This is a genomic window from Burkholderia sp. DN3021, assembly GCF_049805555.1.
Lineage (GTDB): Bacteria > Pseudomonadota > Gammaproteobacteria > Burkholderiales > Burkholderiaceae > Burkholderia > Burkholderia pyrrocinia_C.
In genome coordinates, this window is record NZ_JBNCAB010000055.1 from 24,371 (window position 1) to 46,368 (window position 21,998).

Here is a 21,998-nt window from a genome sequence, read left to right on the forward strand (position 1 = left end):
CCGCCCGGGCAAACCCGAAACGCTAGCGAGTCGGTCGGCGCAGGTCAAGCGCCGATGTGGGCCGGGCGTGCGCGCATCGGCCGCGATCGCCCGCCGGACGGGCCGCAAGCGGGTTCGGGCCGGTTGTCGCGCGGTCGGCCGGCGGCCGCTTCGCGGGCGTCGAGCGGCACCGCGGAAAGGACAAAAAAAAGGGCACGGTCGGCGCAAAGCGCCGGCGTGCCCGCATGGAGAAGAATCCCGGACGGAGGGAACGGCGGGGCGCGATGGGCCCCGCTTCCGGTCAAAAACGCGTACGGATGCCCGAAGTCAGTTCGAGCTGGTTCTTCGCGCCGAATGTCGACGCCGCCGTGTAGCCGCCATGCAGCTTCATGTAGTCGCCGGCCAGGTACACCTCGGTGCGCTTGCTCAGGTGATAGAACACCGACCCGTAGATCGTCTCCTTGAAGCCGTTGGCGACGCCGTTGGTCAGGCTGAACGCGCCGAGGTTCGCGTTCGGCGTGAAGCCGTCCGCGTTGTTCGCGGCGTTCTTGACGCGCATCTGCTGGTAGCCGAGTTCGTAGTCGAGCGCGCCCTTCGGCGCGATCTTCATCGATACCGTCCACGAATCGTCGTGGCGCTGGCCGAGCGCGCCCTGGTCGCCGTTGTAGCGGAAGTAGCCGGCATTCAGGCGCACGATGTCGAACGTGTAGTTGCCGCCGACCGAGAACGTCTGGTTCCTGAAGCCGCCGTGGTTGACGTGGTTGTAGAAGCCCGACACGTTGAACGGGCCGCCGTTGTAGCCGAGCGCGACCTGGTATGCGGAGCCGGTGGCGAACTGCGTCGAGTTGCTGAACTGGTAGCCGGCGCTCGCGAAGATGCCGTTGCCGAACAGCTTCTTCCACGCGATGCCGTTGTTGTAGCGCGTGCCGGTCGGGCCGGCTGCGTAGAAGATCATCTGCTTGAAGTTGTTCGAGTTGGTCCAGCCGCCTTCCTCGGTCGACAGCTTCGCGGAGCCGTACGGGTCGCCGTAGATCGCCGCCGAGTCGCGCGCGATGGTGTTCTGGAAGCCGGCCGTCAGCTTGCCGAAGCGTTCGTCCTCGACACCGACCCACGCGTCGCGGTCGAAGATCTGGCCTTCGTCTTCCATCTGGCCGTTCGCGACCACGAATTCGCTTTCGAGGCGGAAGATGATCTTCGTGCCGCCGCCGATGTCTTCGGCGCCGCGCAGGCCCCAGCGGCTGCCGCTGAACCACGGCTCGCCTTCGTTGCCCATGCCGATCACGTGCTTGCCGTTCGCGTCGGCGTGGGTCCGGTAGGTCGGAAAGCTCAGGTCCATCAGGCCGTAGAGCTGCACGCTCGACTGCGCATGCGCGTGGGTGCCGGCGCACAGGCCTGCCGCCGCGATGGAAAGGGCAAGGGTTTTTCGTTTCAAGATCGTCTCCTCCGAGCTGCCGTATTGAAATCTGGTCGTTGGCAGTACGTAATGTATGCCGACTCTTGTCGGCCACAGCGAGCGGGCCGACGCGTAGCATCGTAGAGGGTGCAATCCTTCACGACGCTTTCCCCGACGCAAGAATCGGATCGGTGAAAACACCGAACGCGCAACAATAGCGGATGGTGCAGGCGTGCGGACGCCGGGTTTCCGGTGACGTTTCGTGCTACGAATCGATGTTCGGGGGCGAGGAGGAACGCCCGTCAGTCGTGCGCGCTTTTCGCACGCAGGATGTAACCGAGCCCGCGCAGCGTGATGATCTCGGCCGTGCTGCCCGCGAGATGCTTGCGCAGCCGGTGGATGTAAATGTCGATCGCGTCGGCGCTCGGCTCGTCGTCGAGCGCGAACACGCTGTCCATCAGCCGCGCCTTCGACACCGTCTTGTTCTGCTGCAGCATCAGCGTTTCGAGGATCGCGTGCTCGCGGCGGCGCAGCGCGAGCACCGTTTCGCCGCAGCGGAATTCGCGCGTGCCGAACGCATAGACGAGATCGCCGCACACGAGCTGCGTCGTGCCGACGCCGGCCTGCCGGCGGATCAGCGCGCGAATCCGCGCAACCAGCTCGCGCGACTCGAACGGCTTCACCACGTAATCGTCGGCGCCCGCGCCGAAGCAGTCGACCTTGTCGTCGACCGAGCCATGCGCGGTCAGCATCAGCACCGGCACGTTGTCGTTGCGGCGCCGCAGCCGCGCGAGCACTTCCTTGCCGCTGATGCCGGGCAGCCGCATGTCGAGCAGCACCGCGTCGTAGCGTTCGGTCTTCAGCACCGTGTCGGCGCGCTCGCCGTCGCCGACGCTGTCGACCGCGAAATCCTCGCCGCGCAGCAGGTTCACGATCCAGTGCGCGAGTTCGGCGTTGTCTTCGACCAGCAGGAGTTTCATGGGGACATCTCGTCAATCATAGGCGGGCAGCCGTACAGTCACGACAATACCGCGATTGCCGGGCCCCGGCGCGAGCGACACGCTGCCGCCGTGCGCCTGCGCGATCTCGCGGACGATCGCGAGCCCGAGGCCCGAGCCCTCGGTGTCGGCCGACACGCGGTAGAAGCGCTTGAACACGTGTGGCCGCGCTTCGGCTGGAATACCGGGGCCGTTGTCGACCACGTCGAGCACGATCGCGTCGCCGTCGCGCCGCGCGGCGACCGTCACGCAGCCGCCCGGCTGCGTGTAGCGCACCGCGTTGTCGACGAGGTTCATCACCAGCGCGGTCAGCAGGCTGTCGCTGCCCGCGACGTCGAGCCGCTCGCCGAGATCGGCGCCGAGGTCGATGTCGCGCCGCTGCGCGAGCACGATCGTTTCCTCGAGCACGCTCGACACCACGGCCGCGAGATCGACGCGATGGGTCAAGAGCGTCGACGGCGTCGCTTCCGCATGCGCGAGCAGCAGCAGCTTGTCGGTCACGTCGGCCATCTTGCGGCTGCTGCGCTGCATGCTGTCGAGCACCGACGTAAGTTCCGCATCGTCGTGGCCGCGCCGCTGCGCGTACTGGATCTGCGTGTCGAGCACCGCGATCGGCGTGCGCAGCTGGTGCGCGGCGTCCGCGATGAACCTGCGCTGCGTGGCCGTATGCGTGTTGAGCCGCGCGATGCACTGGTTGATCGCGTCGACGATCGGCCGCAGCTCGTGCTGCAGCCGCTCGGGGCGGATCGGCTCCAGCTCCATCGGCCCGCGGTCGGCGACATCGTCCTTCAGCTTCATCAGCGGGCGCAGCTCGAAGGTGAGGCCGAGGTAGACGAGCACCACCGCGAGCATCAGCATCAGCGACAGGCGCACGAGCTGCGGGCGCCAGATCGTGTCGATCATCGCGTTGCGCGAACGCACCGTCTTCGCGACGACGACCGTGACCGTCTCGATCTGCCCCTCGTTGTAAAGCTGGCGATCGTAGGCCGCCGCGCGCAGCGGCACGCCGTCGAGCGCCGTGTCGTACAGCGTCGGCTCGACGCCGTGCCGCGCGGGCATGTCGAGCGCCGGCGTGCCCGCGAGCAGGCGGTCGTGGCCGTCGATCACCTTGTAGAACACCGAATCGCGTGACGGCGATTCGAAGATCTCCAGCGCAGCCGGCGGCACGTCGGCCGCCGGCCGCCCGTTGCGCCATTCGATGTCCTCGCCGATCGTGCGCGCGGACGCGACGAGCGCGCTGTCCTGCACGAGCCCGGCCGTGGTCCGCGCGGTGTCGTACGACATCGCGCCCGCGATCAGCACGAACACCGCGAGCGGCAGCAGCAGCCACCACAGCAGCCGTCCGCGCAGGCTGTGCGCCATCCTGTTGCGCTCCTTCTCCGAAATGCCGAACCGCGCCGGGGTCGCCGGCGCGGTCGGGAGTGTCATGTCAGGCGTCCGGACGCTGCGTTCAGAACGCGGCGGGGCGCCACTTCAGGAGCCGCTTCTCGAGCCAGGTCAGCAGGTAGTCGGCGGCCAGCGCGACCACGGCCAGCACGATCATCGCCGCGAACACGCCGCTCGCGTTGAACGCGCCCTGGGCGGTGGAGATTAGCAGGCCGATGCCTTGCTTGGAACCCAGGAATTCGCCGACGACCGCGCCGACCAGCGCGAAGCCGAAGCTCACGTGCAGGCTCGCGAGAATCCAGCTCAGCGCGGACGGGATCACGACCGCCGTGGTGATCTGCCGGCGCGACGCGCCGAGAATCTGCGCGTTCGCGATCAGGTAGCGGTCGGCTTCGCGCACGCCCTGGAACGCGTTGCCGAACACGACGAAGAACACCATCACGACGGCCAGCGCGATCTTCGACGCCATCCCGAGGCCGAGCGCGATCACGAAGATCGAGCCGAGCACGACGCGCGGAATCGAGTTCGCGATCTGGATGTAGAGGCCGAACACGTCGGCCATCAGCTTGTTGCGGCCGAGCACGATCCCGCAGATCACGCCGGCGACCGAGCCGATCACGAAGCCGATGCCGGTTTCCTCGAGCGTGACCCACACCTGCGTGAGCAGCGGGCCCTGCGACGTGCCGTTCGCGAACCAGTCCTGGAGCTGCGCGAAGATCAGCGACGGCATCGAGAAGAAGAACGGATCGATCCATTTGAGCCGTGCGGCGAGTTCCCACCCGCCCAGCACGAGCACGAGCACGGCGATCCGCAGCGTGACGATCAGGTTGCGCCGGCGGCGCAGCCGGCGTTGCGCGGCGCGCTCGTCGTCCTCGAGCGTCGTCGCCGGAAGGGCGGTGGGGGGAAGCGTCATGTCGGTCATGCTCCTGTCCTTGCTGTTCTTGCCGTGCGGCGTATGCGTCAGCCGATCTGCACTTCTTCGCGCAGGTCGTGCCAGATGTCCTTGGAAATTTCGATGAAGCGCGTGTCGTAGCGAATCTCCGACGTGACGCGCGGGCGCGGCAGGTCGATCTCGTACACGTGCTTGAGCGTCGCGGGGCGCGCGGTCAGCACGAACACGCGGTCGGCGAGCGCGATCGCCTCTTCGAGGTCGTGCGTGACGAACACGACCGAGCCCTTGTTCGCGGACCAGAGCTGCAGCAGCTCGTCCTGCATCAGCGTGCGCGTCTGCATGTCGAGCGCGGAGAACGGCTCGTCCATCAGCAGGATTTCCGGCTGGTTGATGAAGGTCTGCGCGAGCGCGACGCGCTTCCTCATCCCGCCGGAAAGCTGGTGCGGGTAATGCTTCGTGAACTTGTCGAGGCCGACCTTGCGGATCCATTCCTCGGCCTGCGCATACGCGACGTCCTTCGAGCGGCCGCGAAACAGCGGGCCCGCCGCGACGTTGTCGATCACGTTGCGCCACGGGAACACGGCGTCGGCCTGGAACACGAAGCCGATGCGCGGGTCGATCCCGTCGACCGGGCGGCCCATCACGCGCACTTCGCCCGACACGGGCTTGAGCAGCCCGGTGATCAGGTTGAGCGTCGTCGACTTGCCGCAGCCGGTCGGCCCGACGATCGCGATGAACTCGCCGCGCGCGACGCTCATGCTGAAGTCGCGCAGCGCGACGGTGGCCTTGCCTTCCGGCGAAATGAAGCGGCACGACACGTTGCGAAACTCGATCGCCGGTGTGCTCGGGGAGACTGCCTGGGTCATCGCATTCGTCCTGCGGGTGAAGAGGGCATCGCATCGTGACGCAACGCCGGGCCGGTCAACCGGGCCGGAACGGGGAACGCACGGCGGCGGGATCGCCGCCGCCGGCGCCTGACCGATATCGACTACTTCGCGTTCACGAAATCGTTCGTGTAGGTCCGCGCCAGGTCGATGTGCTTGCCCTTCACCGACGGGTTGAACGCCGACAGCACCTTCAGCACCGTCGCCGGGCCGTCGGCCGGCATCTTCGCGTCGGCGGTGAACATCGGCAGCGACGCCTTCAGCGCGCTCACGTACAGCGCCTTGTCCTTCTGGTAGTCGGCCGGCATCTTCGCGGCGATGTCCTCGGCGCTGTGCGTGTGGATGAACTGCATCGTCTTCGCGAATGCGTGCGCGAGCTTGGTGGCTTCCGCCTTGTGCGAATCGGCCCATGCCGACTGCACGTACAGGCTCGCGGCCGGGTAGGTGCCGCCGAGCGCGGCGCGCGTGCCTTCCAGCGTGCGCATGTCGACCAGCACCTTCGCGTCGCCCATCTTCTCGAGCGCGGACACCGTCGGCTCGGTCGTCATCCCGGCGTCGATGCGGCCCTGCTTGATCGCGGCGATGAAGCTCGCGTCGGCGCCGACCGGCAGCATCGTGTACTGCGTCGACGGCACGCCGTGCGCGAGCGCGAGGTATTGCGTGAGGAAGCTCGTCGACGAGCCGAGGCCCGTCACGCCGAGCGTCTTGCCCTTCGCGTCGGCCATCGACTTGAAGGTCGGCGCGGCCTTGGTCGACACCATCTCGACTTCGCCCGGCACCTGGCCGAACACGGCGATCGCCTTCACGTCCTTGCCCTTGCTCTGCAGGTCGATCGTGTGGTCGTAGAAGCCGACGACGCCCTGCACGGCGCCCGCCAGCAGCTCGTTCTCGGCGTCGACGCCGGCCGGCTGCGACAGCAGCTCGACGTCGAGCCCTTCGGCCTTGAAGTAGCCGAGCTCTTGCGTGAGCCGCGCGGGCAGGTAGATCAGCTTCGCGATCCCGCCGACCATGATCGTGACCTTGCCGCCGTCGTCGGCGGCGAAGGCGGGGTGAGCGGCAAGCGCGCAGCTCAGGCTGGCTGCAACGGCGAGGGTGCGCAGGGTGGATCGCATCGGGTCGTCTCCGTTCGTTGTATTCGTATGGCGCGATGCTTGCTGCATCGTCACGACGAGTATAGGGACGCGAAACCTTCTGCAACCTTTCGCGGGGGGGCGGTTCGTTTAGGGGTTTTCCACGAATCCGGTACGAATGCTCGAAGAACGTACTCCCAGCCGGACCGCGCCGCGGGTTGGAATGAAAACGGGCCTGTCAAATGCCGGTTTCTCGCCATTACGCTTTGGCATATACGAACAGAGTCATCCATTGCGCGCAGACCAACTACGGAAACATGACATCTCGACAACATCGTCGGTCGACAGGAAGCATCGCGTTGCGCAGTGTTCCGACTGTGATTTTTCCTTGATCGATTCGGAACAGGTTTCGAATCGATATTTCATGTTGACCATGCAATGAATCCAACCACCATCGCCATTGCCGACGACCTCTAGAGACTCCCCTTTGAATTGGTGGCGAATTGCAATGAAAGACTGCTCCGATAACAGCGTGATTCGTACTATCTCGCGTAGCCCGGTGCTCGTTTCCGCGCTTCTGACTTGGGTTCTCACATACGTTGCCGGCATTTTTGTCTGGAGTGCCCAATTTGTATTCGGACTTTCACCCGGCCCCTCCTCCGGTGCGCTGCCTGAAATAGTGAAGTACGACCTATTGACTCGCCTGTTTGTCGGCTCACTCGTTGCTCCAATAGTGGAAACATTTCTATTCCAGTGGCTTCCCATTCGGTTGATTCGCCGCACATTCGGAGCGAGTGTTTGCTCAGCCATTGGTGCTTCAACTCTTGTGTTCAGTGCGACGCACGGCTACAGCATCCTGTACGTGGCAGTCGCTTTATGGGGCGGGCTGATTTTCGCAACGGTCTTCGTGCTGCGTGATTACCCCGGCGGCCGTCCCTTTTTGGTCGTCGCCACCGCCCATGCCGCCCGCAACACGCTGGCAAGTATCCTCATCTGATGCGAACGAATCGTTCCCGGGTCAATCGGGAGAATCGTCGCCAATTGGCCGGATGAATAGGCCCTGAATCCAAATCGGCCGAGGCAGCGCCCGTACCTCGGGACGAATGATCCGCGCGTCAGCGCCAGCCGAGCAGCACTCGCCCCATCGCATCCAGCCCCATGTCGAACAGGTGCGACACGAACGGCACGAGGTTCGGCACCATCAGCTGCACGAGCAGCAGCCCGACCAGCATCGTCACCGGAAAGCCGACCTGGAACACGCCGATCTGCGGCGCCGCGCGATTCAGGATGCCGAGCGCGAGGTTCGCGATCAAGAGCGCCGCGACCACCGGCAGCGCGAGCAGCAGTCCCATCTCGAACACGGTCGCGCCGAACGCGGCGAGCGTGCGCCAGCCGGGCGCGTGCAGCAGGTCGGCCGACACCGGCAGCGACTGGAACGATGCGGCGAGTGCGGCGAACACCTGCAGGTGGCCGTCCACCGCGAGGAACGCGAGCATCGCGACCGCGTTCAGGAAGCGTCCCATCACGGGCGTCGCGCCGCTCGTGTGCGGATCGAAGAAAGTGGCGAAGCCGAGCCCCATCGACAGCCCGATGAAGTCGCCGGCCGCCTCGACGGCCGCGAACACGAGCTGCATCGTGAAACCCATCGCGACGCCGATCAGGAACTGCGTGACGACAATCCAGATGCCCTGCGCGGAGAACACGGTGACGTCCGGCATCGCGCCGAGCGTCGGCGCGACGACCAGCGCCATGAATGCGGCGACGCCGATCTTCACGCGCACGGGCACCGCCGCGTGACCGACGACGGGCGCGGTCGCGACGAGCGCGAGCATCCGCACGAACGGCCACAGGAAAGCGGTGAGCCAGCCGTTGAGCTGCGCGTAGGTAACCGAGAACATCGCCGCCGGGTGGTGCGCGCGGCTCAGCCGGCGCCGAGCGTCGCGACGTGCAGCAGCGTCTGCCGCAGGTAGTCGAGCATCGTCGTCAACATCCACGGGCCGGCAATCACGAGCGTCGCGGCGACCGCGAGCAGCTTCGGGATGAACGACAGCGTCGCCTCGTTGATCTGCGTCGCGGCCTGGAACAGGCTCACGACGAGGCCGACCGCGAGCGCGACCAGCAGCAGCGGAGCGGCGAGCAGCAGGCCGACCATCATCGCCTGGTGCGCGAGGGTCATCACTTGTTCGGGCGTCATCGCGCGTGTTCCTCCGCTGCTTACGTGAAGCTCTGCGCGAGCGAGCCGATCAGCAATTGCCAGCCGTCGACCAGCACGAACAGCATCAGCTTGAACGGCAGCGACACGGTGGACGGCGACACCATCATCATCCCCATCGACATCAGCACGCTCGCGACGACCATGTCGATGATCAGGAACGGGATGAAGACCGTGAAGCCGATCTGGAAACCCGTCTTCAGCTCGCTCGTGACGAACGCCGGCACCAGCAGCGACAGCGGCACGTCCTCGGGCCCCTGCATCGGCGCCGCCTTCGAGATCTTCGCGAACAGCGCGAGATCGGTCTCGCGGGTCTGCTTCAGCATGAAGGTCTTGAACGGCGCGACGCCGCGCTGCACGGCCTGCTCCATCGGCATCGTGCCGTCGGAGAACGGCTTGTAGCCGTCGTTGTACGCACGGTCGAGCACCGGCGACATCACGAAGAAGGTGAGGAACATCGCGAGGCCGACCAGCACCTGGTTCGGCGGCGTCGTCGCGGTGCCGAGCGCCTGTCGCAGCAGCGACAGCACGATGATGATGCGCGTGAAGCTCGTCATCATCAACACCATCGCCGGCAGGAACGACAGCATCGTGAGCAGCAGCATCGTCTGCACGCTCAGCGAATAGGTGGTGCCGCCGTGCGGGCCCGGGCTCGCGTTGAACGCGGGCAGGCCGTTCGCCTGCGCGTATGCGAGCGCGGGAGCGACGCAGAGGATCAGCACGGGCGCGAAGCGCGCCGCGCGACGCAGGAATTCGTGTTTCATCGGAATGCGGGAACGGAAAGAGGGCGCGGCGCCATGTCAGCGGTCCTTGCCGCGACCGAGCCGCTTCGCGGCTTCGCCCGCGAGCGCGTCGCGAAACCGCGAACCGAACGTGCCGGGCAGGCCGCCTTCGGACGAGACGGCGCCGGCAGGTGCGTCGGCCGAACCCGATGCCGCGGCGGCGGTTGCCGCCGCCGGGCCGGCCGGCAGCGTATGCAGCAGCCGCACGTTGCCCGGCGCGACGCCGAGCACGAGCCAGGTGTCGCCGATCTCGACGATCGTCGCGCTTTCCTTCGCGCCGAGCCCGACGCTCGACACGACCTTCAGCGGGCCGCCGCGCCGTGCGGGCTGGAAGCCGAAGCGGCGCGCGAGCCACGCGCACGCGAATACGAGACCGATCACGACTGCGAGCCCGACGAGCGTCTGCAACACCGCGCCGATGCCGAGCGACGGCGCGGCCGAGCCGACCGTCACGCTCGACGCGATCGAACCGGCGTTATTCACCGCGTTCATGTCGGCGGCGCCGGCCGGCGCACTGGCGAGCGACACGGAAAGCGAAGCGGCGACGGCAAGCGCCGCCGCGATCGCGATGCGCGCGCGGCGGCCGGGCTGCACAACGTTCATCGATTCAGCTTCCGGATGCGTTCGGCCGGCGTGATGATGTCGGTCAGGCGGATGCCGAACTTGTCGTTGACGACCACTACCTCGCCCTGCGCGATCAGGCAGCCGTTCACGAGCACGTCCATCGGCTCGCCCGCCATGCCGTCCAGCTCGACCACCGAGCCCTGCGCGAGCTGCAGCAGGTTGCGGATCGCGATCTTCGTGCGGCCGAGCTCCACGGTCATCTTGACCGGGATGTCGAGGATCATCTCGATGTCGTTGTGCGTCGAGCTCGCCGCAGCCTTCGACAGCGGCTGGAACACGCCGGCGCCCGTCGCGCCCGGCTGCACCGGCTGATGGTTCTGCTCGGCAAGCGCGGCGGCCCAGTCGTCCAGCCCCTGCTCCTCTTCCGCCGCGGCCGGTGCCGCCTGCGTGTCGGCGGCCGATACCGCGAGGGCCGCATCGGCGATGGCTTGCACGTCGTCCTCGGGCGTCTGGTTCAGCTCACTCATATCCACCTTCCTTCATCGAATCGCCCGCGCTGATCATCTTCTGCACGCGCAACGCATATTGACCATTGAAAATTCCGTAGCCGCACTCCATCACCGGCACGCCGTCGACCTTCGCGGTGATCGTGTCGGCGATTTCCAGCGGCAGCACGTCGCCCGCGCGCAGGTTCAGGATCTTCTCGAACGTCGACGGGATCTCGGCGAGATTCGCGCTCAGCTCGACCTCGGCGGCCTGCACCTGCTGCGACAGCACGCGCACCCAGCGGCGGTCGACTTCGAGCGCCTCGCCCTGGATCGGCGAGCTGAGCACGTCGCGGATCGGCTCGACCATCGAATACGGCATGCAGATGTGCAGCGTGCCGCCCGTCGGCCCGAACTCGATCGAGAACTGCGTGACGATCACGATCTCGTTCGGCGTCGCGACGTTCGCGAACTGCGTGTGCATCTCCGAGCGCACGAATTCGAACTGCAGCGGCCGCACGCTCTTCCACGCAGTCGCGTAGTGCTCGAACACGAGGTTCAGCAGCTTGCCGATGATCCGCTGCTCGGTGGCCGTGAAATCGCGGCCTTCGACGCGCGTGTGAAAACGCCCGTCGCCGCCGAACAGGTTGTCGACGACGAAGAACACGAGGTTCGGGTCGAACACGAACAGCGACGTGCCGCGCAGCGGCTTCACGTGCACCAGGTTCAGGTTCGTCGGGATCGGCAGGTTGCGGGTGAACTCGCTGTACTTCTGCACCTTCACCTGGCTCACGGAGATTTCCGCCGTGCGCCGCATGAAGTTGAAGATGCCGATCCGCAGCAAGCGCGCGAAGCGGTCGTTGATGATCTCGAGGCCGGGCATCCGGCCGCGGACGATCCGCTCCTGCGTCGCGATGTTGTAGGGGCGGACGCCCGATGTGTCGCGGTGCTCGTCGACTGCATCGGTTTCGCCCGTGACGCCCTTGAGGAGGGCATCGACCTCCTCCTGGGACATGAACTCCTGGTGGCCCATGCGCGCTCCTTTCGCGGCCGCGTTACTGGACGACGAATTCGGTAAACAACACGTCGTCGACCTTCGCGCGCTGGTTGCCCGGCTGCGTCGGCTGCTCGATCAGTTCCCGCAGTTCCTTCGAGAGCGAACGTTTGCCGTCCGGCGTCGCGAGATCCTCGGGATGCTTGTTCGACAGCGCGAGCAGGATCCGGCTGCGGATCTCCGGCATCCGCGCGGTCAGTTGCTCCTGCGCCTTCGGGTCGGTGAGCTTCAGCGACAGGCCGACGCGCAGGTAGTGCTGCGCGCCGTCGTCCGACTGCAGGTTCACGGTCAGCGGGTCGAGCGGGAAGAATACCGGCGCGGCGAGCGGCGCCGGCTCGGCAGGTGCGCTCGCATGGCCGACGCCTTCCTTGCTCAGGAACACGTACATGCCGCCGGCTGCGGCGGCGGCCGCGCCCAGCGCGATGACGGCGATGAGCGCGATGCGCTTGAACTTGCCGGAGGAAGCCGGCTTGTCGGCGGTCGGGTTTGCGGTCGTGGAGGCCATGTGAATGCGTGCGTGATGTCTCGTAGCATGCATTGTTCGGCATCCGGGCCGAGCCCGATGGGCGGAAAAGAGGGGGGATTTGCGGCTATCTCAGCCGATTGTCGGCCGGGCGTCGGCTCGCTGCAGGGTGGGGACAACCGCGGAGGGCGGTCATTCCGGGCGCGGCCGGGGCGGCCCGGCATGCCCGGCGGGCGTCGGCCGCCCGGCGCGGGCCGTCAGATCGGCAGCAGCGTCAGCAGCGGCGCGATCAGCACCATCGCGACGCCGGCGATCATCATCGTGAGGCTCGACACGACGCCTTCCTCGCTGCCGATCTCGCGCGCCTTCGCGGTGCCCACGCCGTGGGCGGCCGCGCCGAACAGCGCGCCGCGCGCGAGCCGCGTGCGCATCGGCACGAGCGCGAGCACGATCTCGCCGAGCAGCATCCCGCAGATGCCGGTCGCGATCACGAACAGGGCCGTGAGGTCCTTCGGCGCGTGGATCTTGTCCGACACGGCGAGCGCGAACGGCGTCGACACCGAGCGCGTCATCAGCGAGCGCTGCAGTTCGGGCGACAGGTGCAGCAGCTTCGCGAGCAGCAGCGACCCGCACACGCCCGCGCCGATCCCGACCGCGACGCCGACCGACAGCGACAGCCAGTGCCGGCGGATCAGGTCGCGATACTCGTAGATCGGCACCGCGAACGCGATCGTCGCCGGGCCGAGCAGCCACATCAGCCAGCGCGTGTCGCGGAAGTAGACCGAATACGGGATGCCGGTCAGCAGGACGAGCAGCACCAGCACGCCCGGCACGAACACGAGCGGCGAGAACAGCAGCGTCTTCTTGTACGCATAGAGCCGCTTCGACACGAAATACAGCACGACCGTCAGCACGAAACAGCCGAACGAGATCGCGGTATTCACGTGGTCGGCGGACAGGTTCGACAGCAAGGCAGGCATGCGCGGCTCCGGCTCAGTGGGCGGACACGGCGCTCAGGCGCGCACGGCGGCGTTCGGCGAACATGCGCTGCGCGGCGAGCCGGCGTTCGAGCTTCGCGGCGAGGTCGACCGCGACGGCCACCGCGACCATCACGAACGCAGTGCCCGCGAGCATCACCAGCGCGATGCGCCAGCCGTCCTCGCGGAACAATCCGCCGTACTGGACGGCCGCGACGGCGGCCGGCACGAAGAACAGCAGCATGTCGGACAGCAGCCAGTTCGCGCCGTCCTTCACCCACGCGGGTGCGACGCGGCCCGAGAACAGCAGCACGAGGAGCACCGCGAGGCCGATCACGCCGGACGGGATCGGCAGCCCGACAGTGCGCACGGCCCAGTCGACCGCCAGCCACAGCGCGCCGAGCGCGGCGGCCTGCAGCGCGATCCGGCCGGTACGCGTCATGCTGCCGGAGGCGGCAGGGCGGGCGGCGAGTGCGGCGGTCGGCTTGGTCATGGCGGGCTCCCTACAGAAATTCCGTTGATGGTGCGAGTATAGGGTTTCCCCTAACCATAAATAAAATGACTTGTCTCTATCCTTGTCATTCCAATTCGGAATTCACTTTGGGTTGCCGCACCAATTTGGGGAGACGTCGATGGAATTGCGCGCGCTGCGGTACTTCGTCGAGGTGGTCCGCCAGCAGAGCTTCACCGCGGCGGCCGACAAGCTGTTCGTGACCCAGCCGACCATCAGCAAGATGGTGAAGGCGCTGGAGGACGAGATCGGTTCGCCGCTGTTGTTGCGCGACGGCCGGCAGATGGTGCTGACCGACGCGGGGCGGATCGTGTTCCAGCGCGGCCAGGACGTGCTCGCCGCGCAGGCGCAGCTGCAGTCGGAGCTGAACGATCTCGGCACGCTCGGGCGCGGCGAGCTGACGATCGGCATTCCGCCGCTCGGCGGCTCGCTGTTTACGCCGATCATCGCCGCGTACAAGCAGCGCTATCCGAACATCGAGCTGAAGCTGTTCGAGCAGGGCGCGCGGATGATCGAGGCGGCGCTGATGTCGGGCGAGCTGGAGCTGGGCGGGCTGCTCGAGCCGGTCGATCCCGCCACGTTCGACGTGCTGCCGATGGTACGCGCGCCGCTGTGGCTCGTCGCGCCGCGCGAGTCGCGCTGGGAGGATCACGCGGCCGTGCCGCTCGCGGATCTCGCGCGCGAGTCGTTCGTGTTCTATGCGGAAAGCCTCGCGCTGCACGACGCGGTGCTTGATGCGTGCCGGAAGGTCGGCTTCACGCCGTCGATCGTGAGCCGCAGCGGCCATTGGGATTTCATGGCCGCGCTCGTACATGCGGGCGTCGGCATCGCGCTGCTGCCCGAGCCGTACTGCCGGCGGCTCGACGCGGGGCAGTTCACGTGCCGGCCGATCGTCGAGCCGGAAATCACGTGGGCGATCGCGCTCGGCTGGCTGAAGAAGGGGTATCTGTCGCACGCGGCGCGCGCGTGGCTGGAAGTGGCACGGGCGACGCTGCCCGTCGCGCCCGTCGACGATCTCGCGTTCGGCGGGTTGCGGGCGAGGGAGTGACGGCCGAACGCGGGGACGATCAGACGTGCTGGACGGGGCCCGGATACCGGGCAACGGTGTGATCGTGCGTAAGCAGGGTAACGCCCTCGGAGATCGCCTGCGCGATCAGCAGGCGATCGAACGGGTCGCGATGCACCGGCGGTAGTTGCTCGACGGCGAGGACGTGTGCGCTCGTGATCGGCAGTTCCACATAGCCGGCGTCGAGCAAACTGCGGCGAAGTACATGCGGCTCGACTTGGAAATCGTCACGGTCCAGCCCACGCTTGATGACGATCTCCCAAAGACTCGCCACGCTGAAGAGCAGGGTATAGGCGGAATCCTCGATGAGCGCACGGGCGCGGCCCGGCAGTTCCGCCGCGTCGGCGGCGGCCCAGAGGATTAAATGGGTATCGAGCAACAGCTTCACGCGTCGCCCTCGAACAGTTTCCGGATGTCGTCCCCGCCCATCGAGTCGAAATCGTCCGGGACGCGAATCTGTCCCTTCATGAAACCGATCCGGCTCGGCGGAGCCGGTTCCCGCGTATCGATCGGCACCACCTTGACAAGCGGCTTGCCGGCTTTTGCGATCACGAACGGTTCACCGGCATGGACGGCTTCGTCGATCAGGCGCGAGAGATTCGTCTTCGCGTCGTGCATGTTGTAGGTCTGCATGGCATCCCCAATTAAACTAAGTTTAACAACAACTTGGGCTTAGTTTAATTGAGCAGTGGGATCTGCGCAATCAGCAGGAAGATCTAGGACACACGCCGCTGCGCCATGTCGCCATCAATGCCCCATCGCCGGCCCCGCGCCCTTCCTCGGCTTCGTGATCCAGACGAGCGCCGCCAATGCGATGAACATCACCGCCGACAGGTGGAAGAAGTCGTTGGTCGCCATCATGAAGCCCTGCTGCGTGACGAGCTGGTTGAGCTGCGCATTGGCCGTCTGCCCGACGATGCCGAACTGCGCGAGCGCGCCCTGGTAGTCGGTCGTGTTCTGCGCGTAGACGCTCACCGATTCCGACAGCCGCGCATGGTGGTAGATCGCGTCGTTCTCCCAGAACGTCGAGCTGGCCGCGGTGCCGATCGCGCCCGACAGCGTGCGCAGGAAGTTCGACAGCCCCGACGCGCTCGCGAGCCGCTCGTCGGAGATGCTCGACAGCGTGATCGTCGTCATCGGCACGAAGAAGCACGCGACGCCGATCCCCTGCACGAGCCGCGGCAGGATCACGTGGTTGAACGGCACGTCGAGCGTAAACGTCGCGTTCCACAGCGACACGCCCGCGAACACGATGAACGCGAAACTCGCGACCATCCGCAGGTCGAGCCGGTGCATGTTGCGGCCGATCAGCGGCGACAGCACCAGCGCGAGCAGCCCGACCGGCGCGGTCGCGAGGCCGGCCTTGCCGGCCGTGTAGCCCATCACCGTCTGCAGCCACAGCGGGAAGATCACGACCGAGCCGAAGAACGCCATGAAACCGAACGAGATGATCAGCGCGCCAAGCGCGAAGTTGCGGTCCTTGAACAACGACAGGTCGACCACCGGCTCCTTCTCGGTCGCCTCCCACACGAGCATGAACGCGAGCGACACGACCGCGATCAGCGCGAGCGCGACAATGAACGACGAGTTGAACCAGTCGCGGTCCTTGCCGAGGTCGAGCATCATCTGCAGGCACGACACGCCGATCACGAGCAGCGCGAGGCCGACCGCGTCGATCCGCTGCTTCGACGTCTTCGTCTCGCGGCCGCGCAGCAGGAAGTACGCGCAGGTCGCCGAGAACACGCCGATCGGCAGGTTGATGTAGAAGATCCACGGCCACGTGTAGTTGTCGCTGATCCAGCCGCCCAGCAGCGGGCCGAAGATCGGCGCTACGATCACCGTCATCGCCCAAAGCCCGAGCGCGAGACCGCGCTTCGCGGGCGGGTAGCTGCGCATCAGGATCGTCTGCGACAGCGGCACCATCGGCCCCGACACGAGGCCCTGCAGCAGCCGGAATGCGATCAGCGTCTCGAAGTTGGTCGCAAGGCCGCACAGCGCCGACGCGACCGTGAACGCGAGCACCGACAGCGTGAACAGCCGCACCTCGCCGACCCGCCGCGCGAGCCAGCCGGTGAGCGGCACCGCGATCGCGGATGCGACCGAGTACGAAGAGATCACCCACGTGCCTTCGCTCGTCGCGACGCCGAGGCTGCCCGAGATGGTCGGCACCGCGACGTTCGCGATCGACGTGTCGAGCACTTCCATGAAGGTGCCGAGCGCGAGCCCGACGGTGAGCAGCGCGAGCGCGCCGCCGGTCAGCGGCGCGGGTTCGGCGGCGGGGGAGGCGGCGGATGCCGTGGTGGCGGACATCGGAATCTCCTAGACGCGGCGCGCGCGACGCGCCGGCACAACGCACGGGTGCGCGACGCGGCGCGGCCCGGCCGGGTGGAACGGATCAGGAAAGAAACGCAGCGCGTGCCTTGTCATCTTCTGCCCAGACAGAGAAATAAACGAATGCTTAACCTAGACATGGGGCCTCCGCGCGCATCAGCAGTCCGGTTCGTCGGGCTTCGGGCAACCGGTCGTGCCGGGCCCGTTGGCGATGAAGCGCTGCAACAGGCCGGTGAGCGTCGCGAGTTCGTCGGCCGAGAAACCGTCGAGCTGCGCGTTGAGCGCGGTCGCGATCAGCGACGGCAGCGCGCGGGCCGCATCGGCGCCACGTTCGGTCAGCGTCAGCTCGATCATCCGGCGGTCCTGCTCGCTGCGCGAACGCGCGACCAGCCCCTTGCGTTCGAGCCGGTCGAGCATGCGCGTCATCGAACCGCTGTCGTACGACATCTTGCGGGACAGCTCGAATGGCGTGCGCGCATAGCCGCGCGACAGCAGCAGGATCACGCCGATCTGCTGCGCGGTGAGGTCGAGCGGCTCGAGCGCGCGGTCCATCCGCTCGACGAGCGCCTGCTTCGCCTTCGACAGGTAATAGCCGAGGCTCGTTTCCAGCGCGATGTTCTCGGGATCGTAGAGGCCGCCGGTCATGCGATTGCGCACGCAGCAACAGTGCGTTTCAGGTTAAAACGCGCCCAGTATCTTGAAAAATGATTGCTTAGTCAATATTATTTGAGGCAACCAGTTACGACGTGCATGTTGCACTGCCGGAGACTATGTTCTGACCGATTCGCCCGCGCTGCCGGGCACCCGAGGATGTTCGCGATGCTGTTCCTGAAAAATGCCGCCGGCGCGCTGCGCCGCAACCTGACCGATACCGCTCATCATGTGTTTTCCGGGCCGCACCGCGGCTGGAAGATCGCGCTGTACGTGACGATGCTGGTGGTACCGGGCGGCTCGCTCGCGGCGCTCGGGTTCGCATGGTTCGATCATCGCCGGCAGCGCAACGCGAAGGGCGGCGCACGCCGCACGAGCCAGCCGGCCGCGACGGAGCCGTCTTCATGGCGGCCCGCCGCCGAGCCCGTCCCGGTGCCCGTGCGCTGCCACTGACGCCGCGTCGCTCCCGCTTTCCCGACTGTCCTGCCTGTTCCGACTGATCGCCGGCCGCGGCCGCCGTCGCGCGTGTCTCGCCGCAAGCGATCCGTAATGGCCGGTAACCCGGCCGCTCGCGCCGGTAACACATTCCGGCCGCCGCGCACCGTACCCTTAGGGCTGCGCGGCTTCCCCGCCGTCAGTTACCATTTGTCCGCCAGCGGCATGACGACCGCATCGCGCGACGCCACTCGCCGGCCGTCGCGCCCAGACAGGAAAACCACGATGCCGTACGCCTCCCTCCCGCGCGCCCTTCGCCCGCTGAGCGCCGCCGTCGCCGTTGCGACGGCCGTGCTGCTCGCCGGCTGCGCCGTCGGGCCCGACTATCACCGGCCCGACACGTCGATTCCCGCCGCATTCAAGGAAGCGCCTGCCGGCTGGAAGGTCGCGCAGCCCGCCGATCGCGCCGACCGCGGCCCGTGGTGGACGGTCTACAACGATCCGCAGCTCGATGCGCTGATCGGCAAGCTCAATGCGTCGAACCAGACCATCGCGCAATCGGCGGCTGCATACCGGCAGGCGCGCGCGCTCGTCACCGAGGCGCGCGCCGCGTATTTCCCGACCGTCGGGCTGACCGCGTCGGGCTCGCGCGCCCGTACGCCGCGCACGTCGCTGTCGTCGGGCTCGTCGTCGAGTTTCGGCAGCGGCTCGTCCGGATCGATCGGCAACAGCTACAGCGTCGGCCTCGACGCGAGCTGGGAGCCCGACCTGTGGGGCAAGGTAAGCCGCACCGTCAGCGCGCAGCGCGCCGGCGAAGCGGCTGCCGCGGCCGATCTCGCGAACGCGCGGCTGTCGCAGCAGGCGCTGCTCGCGCAAACCTATTTCCAGCTGCGCACGTCCGATGCGCTGCAAAAGCTGCTCGACGACACCGTGAAGTCGTACGAACAGTCGTTGAAACTCACGCAGAACCAATATGCGCAGGGCGTCGCCGCGCGCGCGGACGTGATCCAGGCGCAGACGCAACTGCAGAGTGCGCAGGCCGCGTCGATCGACAACGGCGTCGCGCGCGCGCAGTACGAGCATGCGATCGCGACGCTGATCGGCGAACCGGCATCGACCTTCTCGCTGCCGCCGAACCCGCTCGCGGCCGAGCCGCCGATCACGCCGGTCGACGTGCCGTCCGCGCTGCTCGAGCGCCGGCCCGACATCGCGGCCGCCGAGCGCCGCGCAGCCGCCGCAAACGAACAGATCGGCGTCGCGATTTCCGCATTCTTCCCGACGCTCACGCTGTCGGCCACCGGCGGCTTCCAGAGTTCGGTGTGGTCGCAGCTGTTCACGCTGCCGGCGCGTTTCTGGACGGTCGGCCCGCAACTCGCGGCCACGCTGTTCGACGCGGGGCTGCGCGCCGCGCAGACCGACGCCGCGCGCGCGACCTACGACCAGGACGTCGCCGCGTATCGCCTCGCGGTGCTCACCGCATTCCAGGACGTCGAGGACAACCTCGCGTCGCAGCGCATCCTCGCGCAGGAAATCGACGTGCAGCGGCAGGCCGTCGACAGCGCCGAGCACGCGCTCGCGATCGTCACGAACCAGTACAAGGCCGGCACGGTCGCCTACCTGAACGTGCTGACCGCGCAGACCACCGCGTTCACCGCGCAGCAGAAGCTCGCGACGATCGCCGGGCAGCGGATGGTGTCGTCGGTCGGGCTCGTGAAGGCGCTCGGCGGCGGCTGGGATGCGTCGGACATGACGCGCGAAACGGGCGACATCGCTGCGCCGGCGCCCGTGCCGGCGTCCGATGCGGCCGCGCCCGCGGCGACCGCATCGTCGGCCGCCGCGCCGCTCGCGCAGAAGTAGGAAGAGAAGAGGGCGACGCGCGCGTCAGCGCATCGCGTCGCCGAAGATCAGCGACACCTCGTTGTTCCCGATCGGGTGACCGAGCAGGTTCAGCAGCCCCGCGAGGTTCGCCTGCTGCTCGGGCGCCGCATGCGCGGTGCCGCGGAACGATCCCTGGCCTGGGCCGAAGCTGCCGTGTCCGTCGAGGAACAGCGGGCCCTGCGTCGTCGACAGGTCGAGATCGGCGCCCGCCCCCTTCGCCTGCAGCACCGCGCGGTACGAACCGAGCGGCTTCACGCGCGACACGCGCGAACTCATCGAGTCGATCGTCACCGTCAACTGGCCGAACGCGTTGTTGCCGAACAGGCGCCAGTCGGTCCAGCCGAGCCGCACGTCGCCCTGCAGGTCGAGCGTATTGAACGGCGTGCCGAGCCCCGCGAGCAGCGACGCGGGCACGGCCATCGTGCCCGCCGACAGCACCGCGCCGCGCCACGTCGCATCGAGCGTGACGGCATCGGGCATCGCCTCGGTCTGGCGCATGCGCATCTGCACGCGCCCGGTCAGCAGCGGCCAGAAGCCCGTGGTCCATTCGACCCGGCCCGGCAGCAGCGTCGCCGCGCTCTGGTCGGCGCCCGGCGCGAGCATCAGCGTGCCCGAGCCGTGCCACAGCGACCCGTCCGGATCGACGAGATTCACGTGAGCGCCGGTCGCACGCGCGAACTGCGGCGCGATCCACGCGGCCGGCGCGAGCGCGACGAGCGTCACCGCCGTCGCGAGCCCGCCCGCCAGTACCCACGGCAATGCGGCGGCGAGCCGCTTCGTCCATGGCCTCATCGGCCGACCGCCACTTGCGTCGTCCGCTGCGTCATTTCTGCGTCGACGGTTGCATCACGGCCGTCAGGTCGACCTGGCCGTCGTCCTTCAGCGCGGTCGCGTGCGCCTCGCCGACCTGCACCTTGAACTGCCGGCGCGCATCGTCGAGCCACTGCGTCCACACCGGAAACGACACGTTCTTCATCTGGATCTGCACGCCGTTGCCGACGATCTGCACCTGCGCACCCTGCAGCCCGTGATCGGACAGCGACGCGGTCAGCGCGTCCTTCAGCGCCAGGCCGGTCGGCGCGACGCCCTGCGCGGCGGCCGTCAGCGACTTCGCCTCGTTCGCCTGCGCGGTCATCTGCGCGAGTTCGCGGCGCATTGTCGGCAGCTCGCGCTGGATCCGTGCGCGGCCTTCCTGCGCGGGCGACCACAGCACCGAATATGCGATCGCGACTGCCAGCACGGCTCCGCCCCAGCCGAGCAGCATCTTCTCGCGCGGCGAGCGCTCGCCCCAGAACTGGGTCAGCGTCTGGTTCAGTTGTTCCGTCTTCATGAGCGGCTCCGGATCGTCCATTTGCCCGTGTTGCTGTCGACTTCGCCGGACAGTCCGTTGCGCGCGAGGCGCTGCGTGAAATCGGGATCGACCTTGACCTCCGGCTTGAAGCCGACGTCGAGCCGCCGGTCGTGATAGTCGAGCGACGCGATGCCGTTCAGCGGCAGCGCGCCCATCGAGCGCGTCAACCCGCTCGCCAGCGCGAGGAAATCGTTCGGCGACAGCTCGCCGGCCGCCAGGCGCAACTGATCGAGCTGGCGCTGCATCTGCGCGGGCGGATCGAGCACCGTCGTCGTCTTCGGGAATGCGGACAGCAGCGTTTCGGTGATCTGCGCGGACAGCGCATCGCGCTCGCGCGACAGCTTCCACCAGTGCAGGTTCATCCCGACCACCGCGACGCCGAGCGTCGCCGCGACGAGTGCGATCGGCACGCGCAGGCGCTTCACCGTCGCACGGTCGAAGCGCCACGGCTGCGACTCGAATTCGAACTGGCACAGATCGAAACGCTCGGTTAGCGCACGCCGCGCGAACGTGTCGAACGACAGCGGCGCGGCGCCCGGCAGCAGCGGGCCGTCGGTGCGGCCGACCGACGCGAGCCGCGGCTCCGCGCCCGGCTCGCCGAGTTCGTACAGTTCGACGTCGCCGCCGCCCGCGAGC

General features: G+C 67.4%; 26 protein-coding genes. 4 read left to right on the forward strand and 22 right to left on the reverse strand.

Annotated elements, in window-relative coordinates:
- Window positions 1-280 precede the first annotated feature (280 nt).
- The 6 genes from ACPUER_RS24335 to ACPUER_RS24360 all read right to left on the reverse strand — a co-directional run bounded on the left by ACPUER_RS24335 (window position 281) and on the right by ACPUER_RS24360 (window position 6,644).
- Window positions 281-1,411: a porin gene (locus ACPUER_RS24335; protein ID WP_175962643.1), complete on the reverse strand. Its 1,131-nt coding sequence runs from the start codon at window positions 1,409-1,411 to the stop codon at window positions 281-283.
- Between the two features lie 263 nt (window positions 1,412-1,674).
- Window positions 1,675-2,352, reverse strand: coding sequence for a response regulator (locus ACPUER_RS24340; RefSeq protein ID WP_072442557.1), 678 nt, complete (start codon window positions 2,350-2,352; stop codon window positions 1,675-1,677).
- A 12-nt stretch (window positions 2,353-2,364) separates the two neighbouring features.
- Entirely contained in the window at window positions 2,365-3,732 is a 1,368-nt protein-coding gene (locus tag ACPUER_RS24345; protein WP_425132353.1) for a sensor histidine kinase, read from the reverse strand.
- Window positions 3,733-3,820: 88 nt separating this feature from the next.
- Window positions 3,821-4,678 carry an ABC transporter permease gene (locus tag ACPUER_RS24350; protein ID WP_152860449.1) on the reverse strand — a complete coding sequence of 286 codons (858 nt, stop codon included), beginning with the start codon at window positions 4,676-4,678 and terminating at the stop codon, window positions 3,821-3,823.
- Between the two features lie 38 nt (window positions 4,679-4,716).
- Window positions 4,717-5,514 carry an ABC transporter ATP-binding protein gene (locus ACPUER_RS24355; protein WP_034183780.1) on the reverse strand — a complete coding sequence of 266 codons (798 nt, stop codon included), beginning with the start codon at window positions 5,512-5,514 and terminating at the stop codon, window positions 4,717-4,719.
- Window positions 5,515-5,636: 122 nt separating this feature from the next.
- On the reverse strand, window positions 5,637-6,644 hold the full coding sequence (locus tag ACPUER_RS24360) for an ABC transporter substrate-binding protein (protein ID WP_425132349.1): 1,008 nt from the start codon (window positions 6,642-6,644) through the stop codon (window positions 5,637-5,639).
- 466 nt (window positions 6,645-7,110) lie between these two features.
- Here ACPUER_RS24360 and ACPUER_RS24365 point away from each other — a divergent pair, with 466 nt between their 5' ends.
- Entirely contained in the window at window positions 7,111-7,599 is a 489-nt protein-coding gene (locus ACPUER_RS24365) for a type II CAAX prenyl endopeptidase Rce1 family protein (protein ID WP_425132350.1), read from the forward strand.
- A gap of 118 nt (window positions 7,600-7,717) precedes the next feature.
- On the opposite strand, the gene fliR is transcribed toward ACPUER_RS24365, so the two are convergent.
- The 9 genes from fliR to ACPUER_RS24410 form a co-directional block, all read right to left on the reverse strand.
- Window positions 7,718-8,500, reverse strand: a complete 783-nt coding sequence (gene fliR / locus ACPUER_RS24370; RefSeq protein ID WP_072442581.1) for a flagellar biosynthetic protein FliR — start codon at window positions 8,498-8,500, stop codon at window positions 7,718-7,720.
- 23 nt (window positions 8,501-8,523) lie between these two features.
- A complete protein-coding gene (gene fliQ, locus ACPUER_RS24375; protein WP_006401718.1) occupies window positions 8,524-8,796 on the reverse strand; it encodes a flagellar biosynthesis protein FliQ in 273 nt (90 codons plus the stop codon).
- 20 nt (window positions 8,797-8,816) lie between these two features.
- Window positions 8,817-9,578: a flagellar type III secretion system pore protein FliP gene (gene fliP / locus ACPUER_RS24380; protein WP_072442583.1), complete on the reverse strand. Its 762-nt coding sequence runs from the start codon at window positions 9,576-9,578 to the stop codon at window positions 8,817-8,819.
- A gap of 36 nt (window positions 9,579-9,614) precedes the next feature.
- Window positions 9,615-10,199: a flagellar biosynthetic protein FliO gene (gene fliO, locus ACPUER_RS24385; protein ID WP_310139151.1), complete on the reverse strand. Its 585-nt coding sequence runs from the start codon at window positions 10,197-10,199 to the stop codon at window positions 9,615-9,617.
- A complete protein-coding gene (fliN, locus tag ACPUER_RS24390; protein WP_175962646.1) occupies window positions 10,196-10,687 on the reverse strand; it encodes a flagellar motor switch protein FliN in 492 nt (163 codons plus the stop codon). Before fliN ends, fliO begins: the two co-directional genes overlap by 4 nt.
- Window positions 10,680-11,678 carry a flagellar motor switch protein FliM gene (fliM, locus tag ACPUER_RS24395; RefSeq protein WP_175962647.1) on the reverse strand — a complete coding sequence of 333 codons (999 nt, stop codon included), beginning with the start codon at window positions 11,676-11,678 and terminating at the stop codon, window positions 10,680-10,682. Before fliM ends, fliN begins: the two co-directional genes overlap by 8 nt.
- A 22-nt stretch (window positions 11,679-11,700) precedes the next feature.
- Window positions 11,701-12,237 carry a flagellar basal body-associated protein FliL gene (fliL, locus tag ACPUER_RS24400; protein WP_047899414.1) on the reverse strand — a complete coding sequence of 179 codons (537 nt, stop codon included), beginning with the start codon at window positions 12,235-12,237 and terminating at the stop codon, window positions 11,701-11,703.
- Window positions 12,238-12,419: 182 nt separating this feature from the next.
- Window positions 12,420-13,142 (reverse strand): LrgB family protein, encoded by a 723-nt coding sequence (locus ACPUER_RS24405; protein WP_175962648.1) that lies wholly within the window; start codon window positions 13,140-13,142, stop codon window positions 12,420-12,422.
- Window positions 13,143-13,155: 13 nt separating this feature from the next.
- Window positions 13,156-13,632: a CidA/LrgA family protein gene (locus ACPUER_RS24410; protein WP_175962649.1), complete on the reverse strand. Its 477-nt coding sequence runs from the start codon at window positions 13,630-13,632 to the stop codon at window positions 13,156-13,158.
- Window positions 13,633-13,771: 139 nt separating this feature from the next.
- Here ACPUER_RS24410 and ACPUER_RS24415 point away from each other — a divergent pair, with 139 nt between their 5' ends.
- A complete protein-coding gene (locus ACPUER_RS24415; protein ID WP_072442594.1) occupies window positions 13,772-14,698 on the forward strand; it encodes a LysR family transcriptional regulator in 927 nt (308 codons plus the stop codon).
- 19 nt (window positions 14,699-14,717) lie between these two features.
- Here the strand turns inward: ACPUER_RS24415 and ACPUER_RS24420 are convergent, their stop codons facing one another.
- From ACPUER_RS24420 to ACPUER_RS24435, 4 genes are all read right to left on the reverse strand, one after another.
- Window positions 14,718-15,104: a type II toxin-antitoxin system VapC family toxin gene (locus tag ACPUER_RS24420; protein WP_175962650.1), complete on the reverse strand. Its 387-nt coding sequence runs from the start codon at window positions 15,102-15,104 to the stop codon at window positions 14,718-14,720.
- Entirely contained in the window at window positions 15,101-15,349 is a 249-nt protein-coding gene (locus ACPUER_RS24425) for a type II toxin-antitoxin system Phd/YefM family antitoxin (RefSeq protein WP_060364783.1), read from the reverse strand. The genes ACPUER_RS24420 and ACPUER_RS24425 overlap by 4 nt, the downstream gene beginning before the upstream one ends.
- A 114-nt stretch (window positions 15,350-15,463) precedes the next feature.
- Entirely contained in the window at window positions 15,464-17,026 is a 1,563-nt protein-coding gene (locus tag ACPUER_RS24430; protein WP_175962651.1) for a DHA2 family efflux MFS transporter permease subunit, read from the reverse strand.
- 177 nt (window positions 17,027-17,203) lie between these two features.
- A complete protein-coding gene (locus tag ACPUER_RS24435; protein ID WP_034183800.1) occupies window positions 17,204-17,692 on the reverse strand; it encodes a MarR family winged helix-turn-helix transcriptional regulator in 489 nt (162 codons plus the stop codon).
- 174 nt (window positions 17,693-17,866) lie between these two features.
- Between ACPUER_RS24435 and ACPUER_RS24440 the strand changes: the two genes are divergently transcribed.
- Together ACPUER_RS24440 and ACPUER_RS24445 are read left to right on the forward strand one after the other, a co-directional pair.
- Window positions 17,867-18,151 (forward strand): multidrug ABC transporter ATPase, encoded by a 285-nt coding sequence (locus tag ACPUER_RS24440; protein WP_111017789.1) that lies wholly within the window; start codon window positions 17,867-17,869, stop codon window positions 18,149-18,151.
- A 267-nt stretch (window positions 18,152-18,418) separates the two neighbouring features.
- On the forward strand, window positions 18,419-19,990 hold the full coding sequence (locus tag ACPUER_RS24445; protein WP_425132351.1) for an efflux transporter outer membrane subunit: 1,572 nt from the start codon (window positions 18,419-18,421) through the stop codon (window positions 19,988-19,990).
- Between the two features lie 24 nt (window positions 19,991-20,014).
- Here the strand turns inward: ACPUER_RS24445 and ACPUER_RS24450 are convergent, their stop codons facing one another.
- The 3 genes from ACPUER_RS24450 to gspL all read right to left on the reverse strand — a co-directional run.
- Window positions 20,015-20,803: a type II secretion system protein N gene (locus tag ACPUER_RS24450; protein WP_072442602.1), complete on the reverse strand. Its 789-nt coding sequence runs from the start codon at window positions 20,801-20,803 to the stop codon at window positions 20,015-20,017.
- Window positions 20,804-20,834: 31 nt separating this feature from the next.
- On the reverse strand, window positions 20,835-21,341 hold the full coding sequence (locus ACPUER_RS24455; protein WP_310139172.1) for a type II secretion system protein M: 507 nt from the start codon (window positions 21,339-21,341) through the stop codon (window positions 20,835-20,837).
- Window positions 21,338-21,998: type II secretion system protein GspL (gene gspL, locus ACPUER_RS24460; RefSeq protein WP_425132352.1), on the reverse strand; the 661-nt coding region annotated here is incomplete at its 5' end. The genes ACPUER_RS24455 and gspL, both read right to left, overlap by 4 nt.

Excerpts from the sequence above, each read along its gene's own strand:
- ACPUER_RS24340 (WP_072442557.1), bottom strand. The coding sequence starts at position 2,352 with ATGAAACTCCTGCTGGTCGAAGACAACGCCGAACTCGCGCACTGGATC.
- ACPUER_RS24345 (WP_425132353.1), bottom strand. The coding sequence starts at position 3,732 with ATGGCGCACAGCCTGCGCGGACGGCTGCTGTGGTGGCTGCTGCTGCCG.
- ACPUER_RS24350 (WP_152860449.1), bottom strand. The coding sequence starts at position 4,678 with ATGACCGACATGACGCTTCCCCCCACCGCCCTTCCGGCGACGACGCTC.
- ACPUER_RS24355 (WP_034183780.1), bottom strand. The coding sequence starts at position 5,514 with ATGACCCAGGCAGTCTCCCCGAGCACACCGGCGATCGAGTTTCGCAAC.
- ACPUER_RS24360 (WP_425132349.1), bottom strand. The coding sequence starts at position 6,644 with ATGCGATCCACCCTGCGCACCCTCGCCGTTGCAGCCAGCCTGAGCTGC.
- ACPUER_RS24365 (WP_425132350.1), top strand. The coding sequence starts at position 7,111 with ATGAAAGACTGCTCCGATAACAGCGTGATTCGTACTATCTCGCGTAGC.
- fliR (WP_072442581.1), bottom strand. The coding sequence starts at position 8,500 with ATGTTCTCGGTTACCTACGCGCAGCTCAACGGCTGGCTCACCGCTTTC.
- fliQ (WP_006401718.1), bottom strand. The coding sequence starts at position 8,796 with ATGACGCCCGAACAAGTGATGACCCTCGCGCACCAGGCGATGATGGTC.
- fliP (WP_072442583.1), bottom strand. The coding sequence starts at position 9,578 with ATGAAACACGAATTCCTGCGTCGCGCGGCGCGCTTCGCGCCCGTGCTG.
- fliO (WP_310139151.1), bottom strand. The coding sequence starts at position 10,199 with ATGAACGTTGTGCAGCCCGGCCGCCGCGCGCGCATCGCGATCGCGGCG.
- fliN (WP_175962646.1), bottom strand. The coding sequence starts at position 10,687 with ATGAGTGAGCTGAACCAGACGCCCGAGGACGACGTGCAAGCCATCGCC.
- fliM (WP_175962647.1), bottom strand. The coding sequence starts at position 11,678 with ATGGGCCACCAGGAGTTCATGTCCCAGGAGGAGGTCGATGCCCTCCTC.
- fliL (WP_047899414.1), bottom strand. The coding sequence starts at position 12,237 with ATGCATGCTACGAGACATCACGCACGCATTCACATGGCCTCCACGACC.
- ACPUER_RS24405 (WP_175962648.1), bottom strand. The coding sequence starts at position 13,142 with ATGCCTGCCTTGCTGTCGAACCTGTCCGCCGACCACGTGAATACCGCG.
- ACPUER_RS24410 (WP_175962649.1), bottom strand. The coding sequence starts at position 13,632 with ATGACCAAGCCGACCGCCGCACTCGCCGCCCGCCCTGCCGCCTCCGGC.
- ACPUER_RS24415 (WP_072442594.1), top strand. The coding sequence starts at position 13,772 with ATGGAATTGCGCGCGCTGCGGTACTTCGTCGAGGTGGTCCGCCAGCAG.
- ACPUER_RS24425 (WP_060364783.1), bottom strand. The coding sequence starts at position 15,349 with ATGCAGACCTACAACATGCACGACGCGAAGACGAATCTCTCGCGCCTG.
- ACPUER_RS24430 (WP_175962651.1), bottom strand. The coding sequence starts at position 17,026 with ATGTCCGCCACCACGGCATCCGCCGCCTCCCCCGCCGCCGAACCCGCG.
- ACPUER_RS24435 (WP_034183800.1), bottom strand. The coding sequence starts at position 17,692 with ATGACCGGCGGCCTCTACGATCCCGAGAACATCGCGCTGGAAACGAGC.
- ACPUER_RS24440 (WP_111017789.1), top strand. The coding sequence starts at position 17,867 with ATGCTGTTCCTGAAAAATGCCGCCGGCGCGCTGCGCCGCAACCTGACC.
- ACPUER_RS24445 (WP_425132351.1), top strand. The coding sequence starts at position 18,419 with ATGCCGTACGCCTCCCTCCCGCGCGCCCTTCGCCCGCTGAGCGCCGCC.
- ACPUER_RS24450 (WP_072442602.1), bottom strand. The coding sequence starts at position 20,803 with ATGAGGCCATGGACGAAGCGGCTCGCCGCCGCATTGCCGTGGGTACTG.
- ACPUER_RS24455 (WP_310139172.1), bottom strand. The coding sequence starts at position 21,341 with ATGAAGACGGAACAACTGAACCAGACGCTGACCCAGTTCTGGGGCGAG.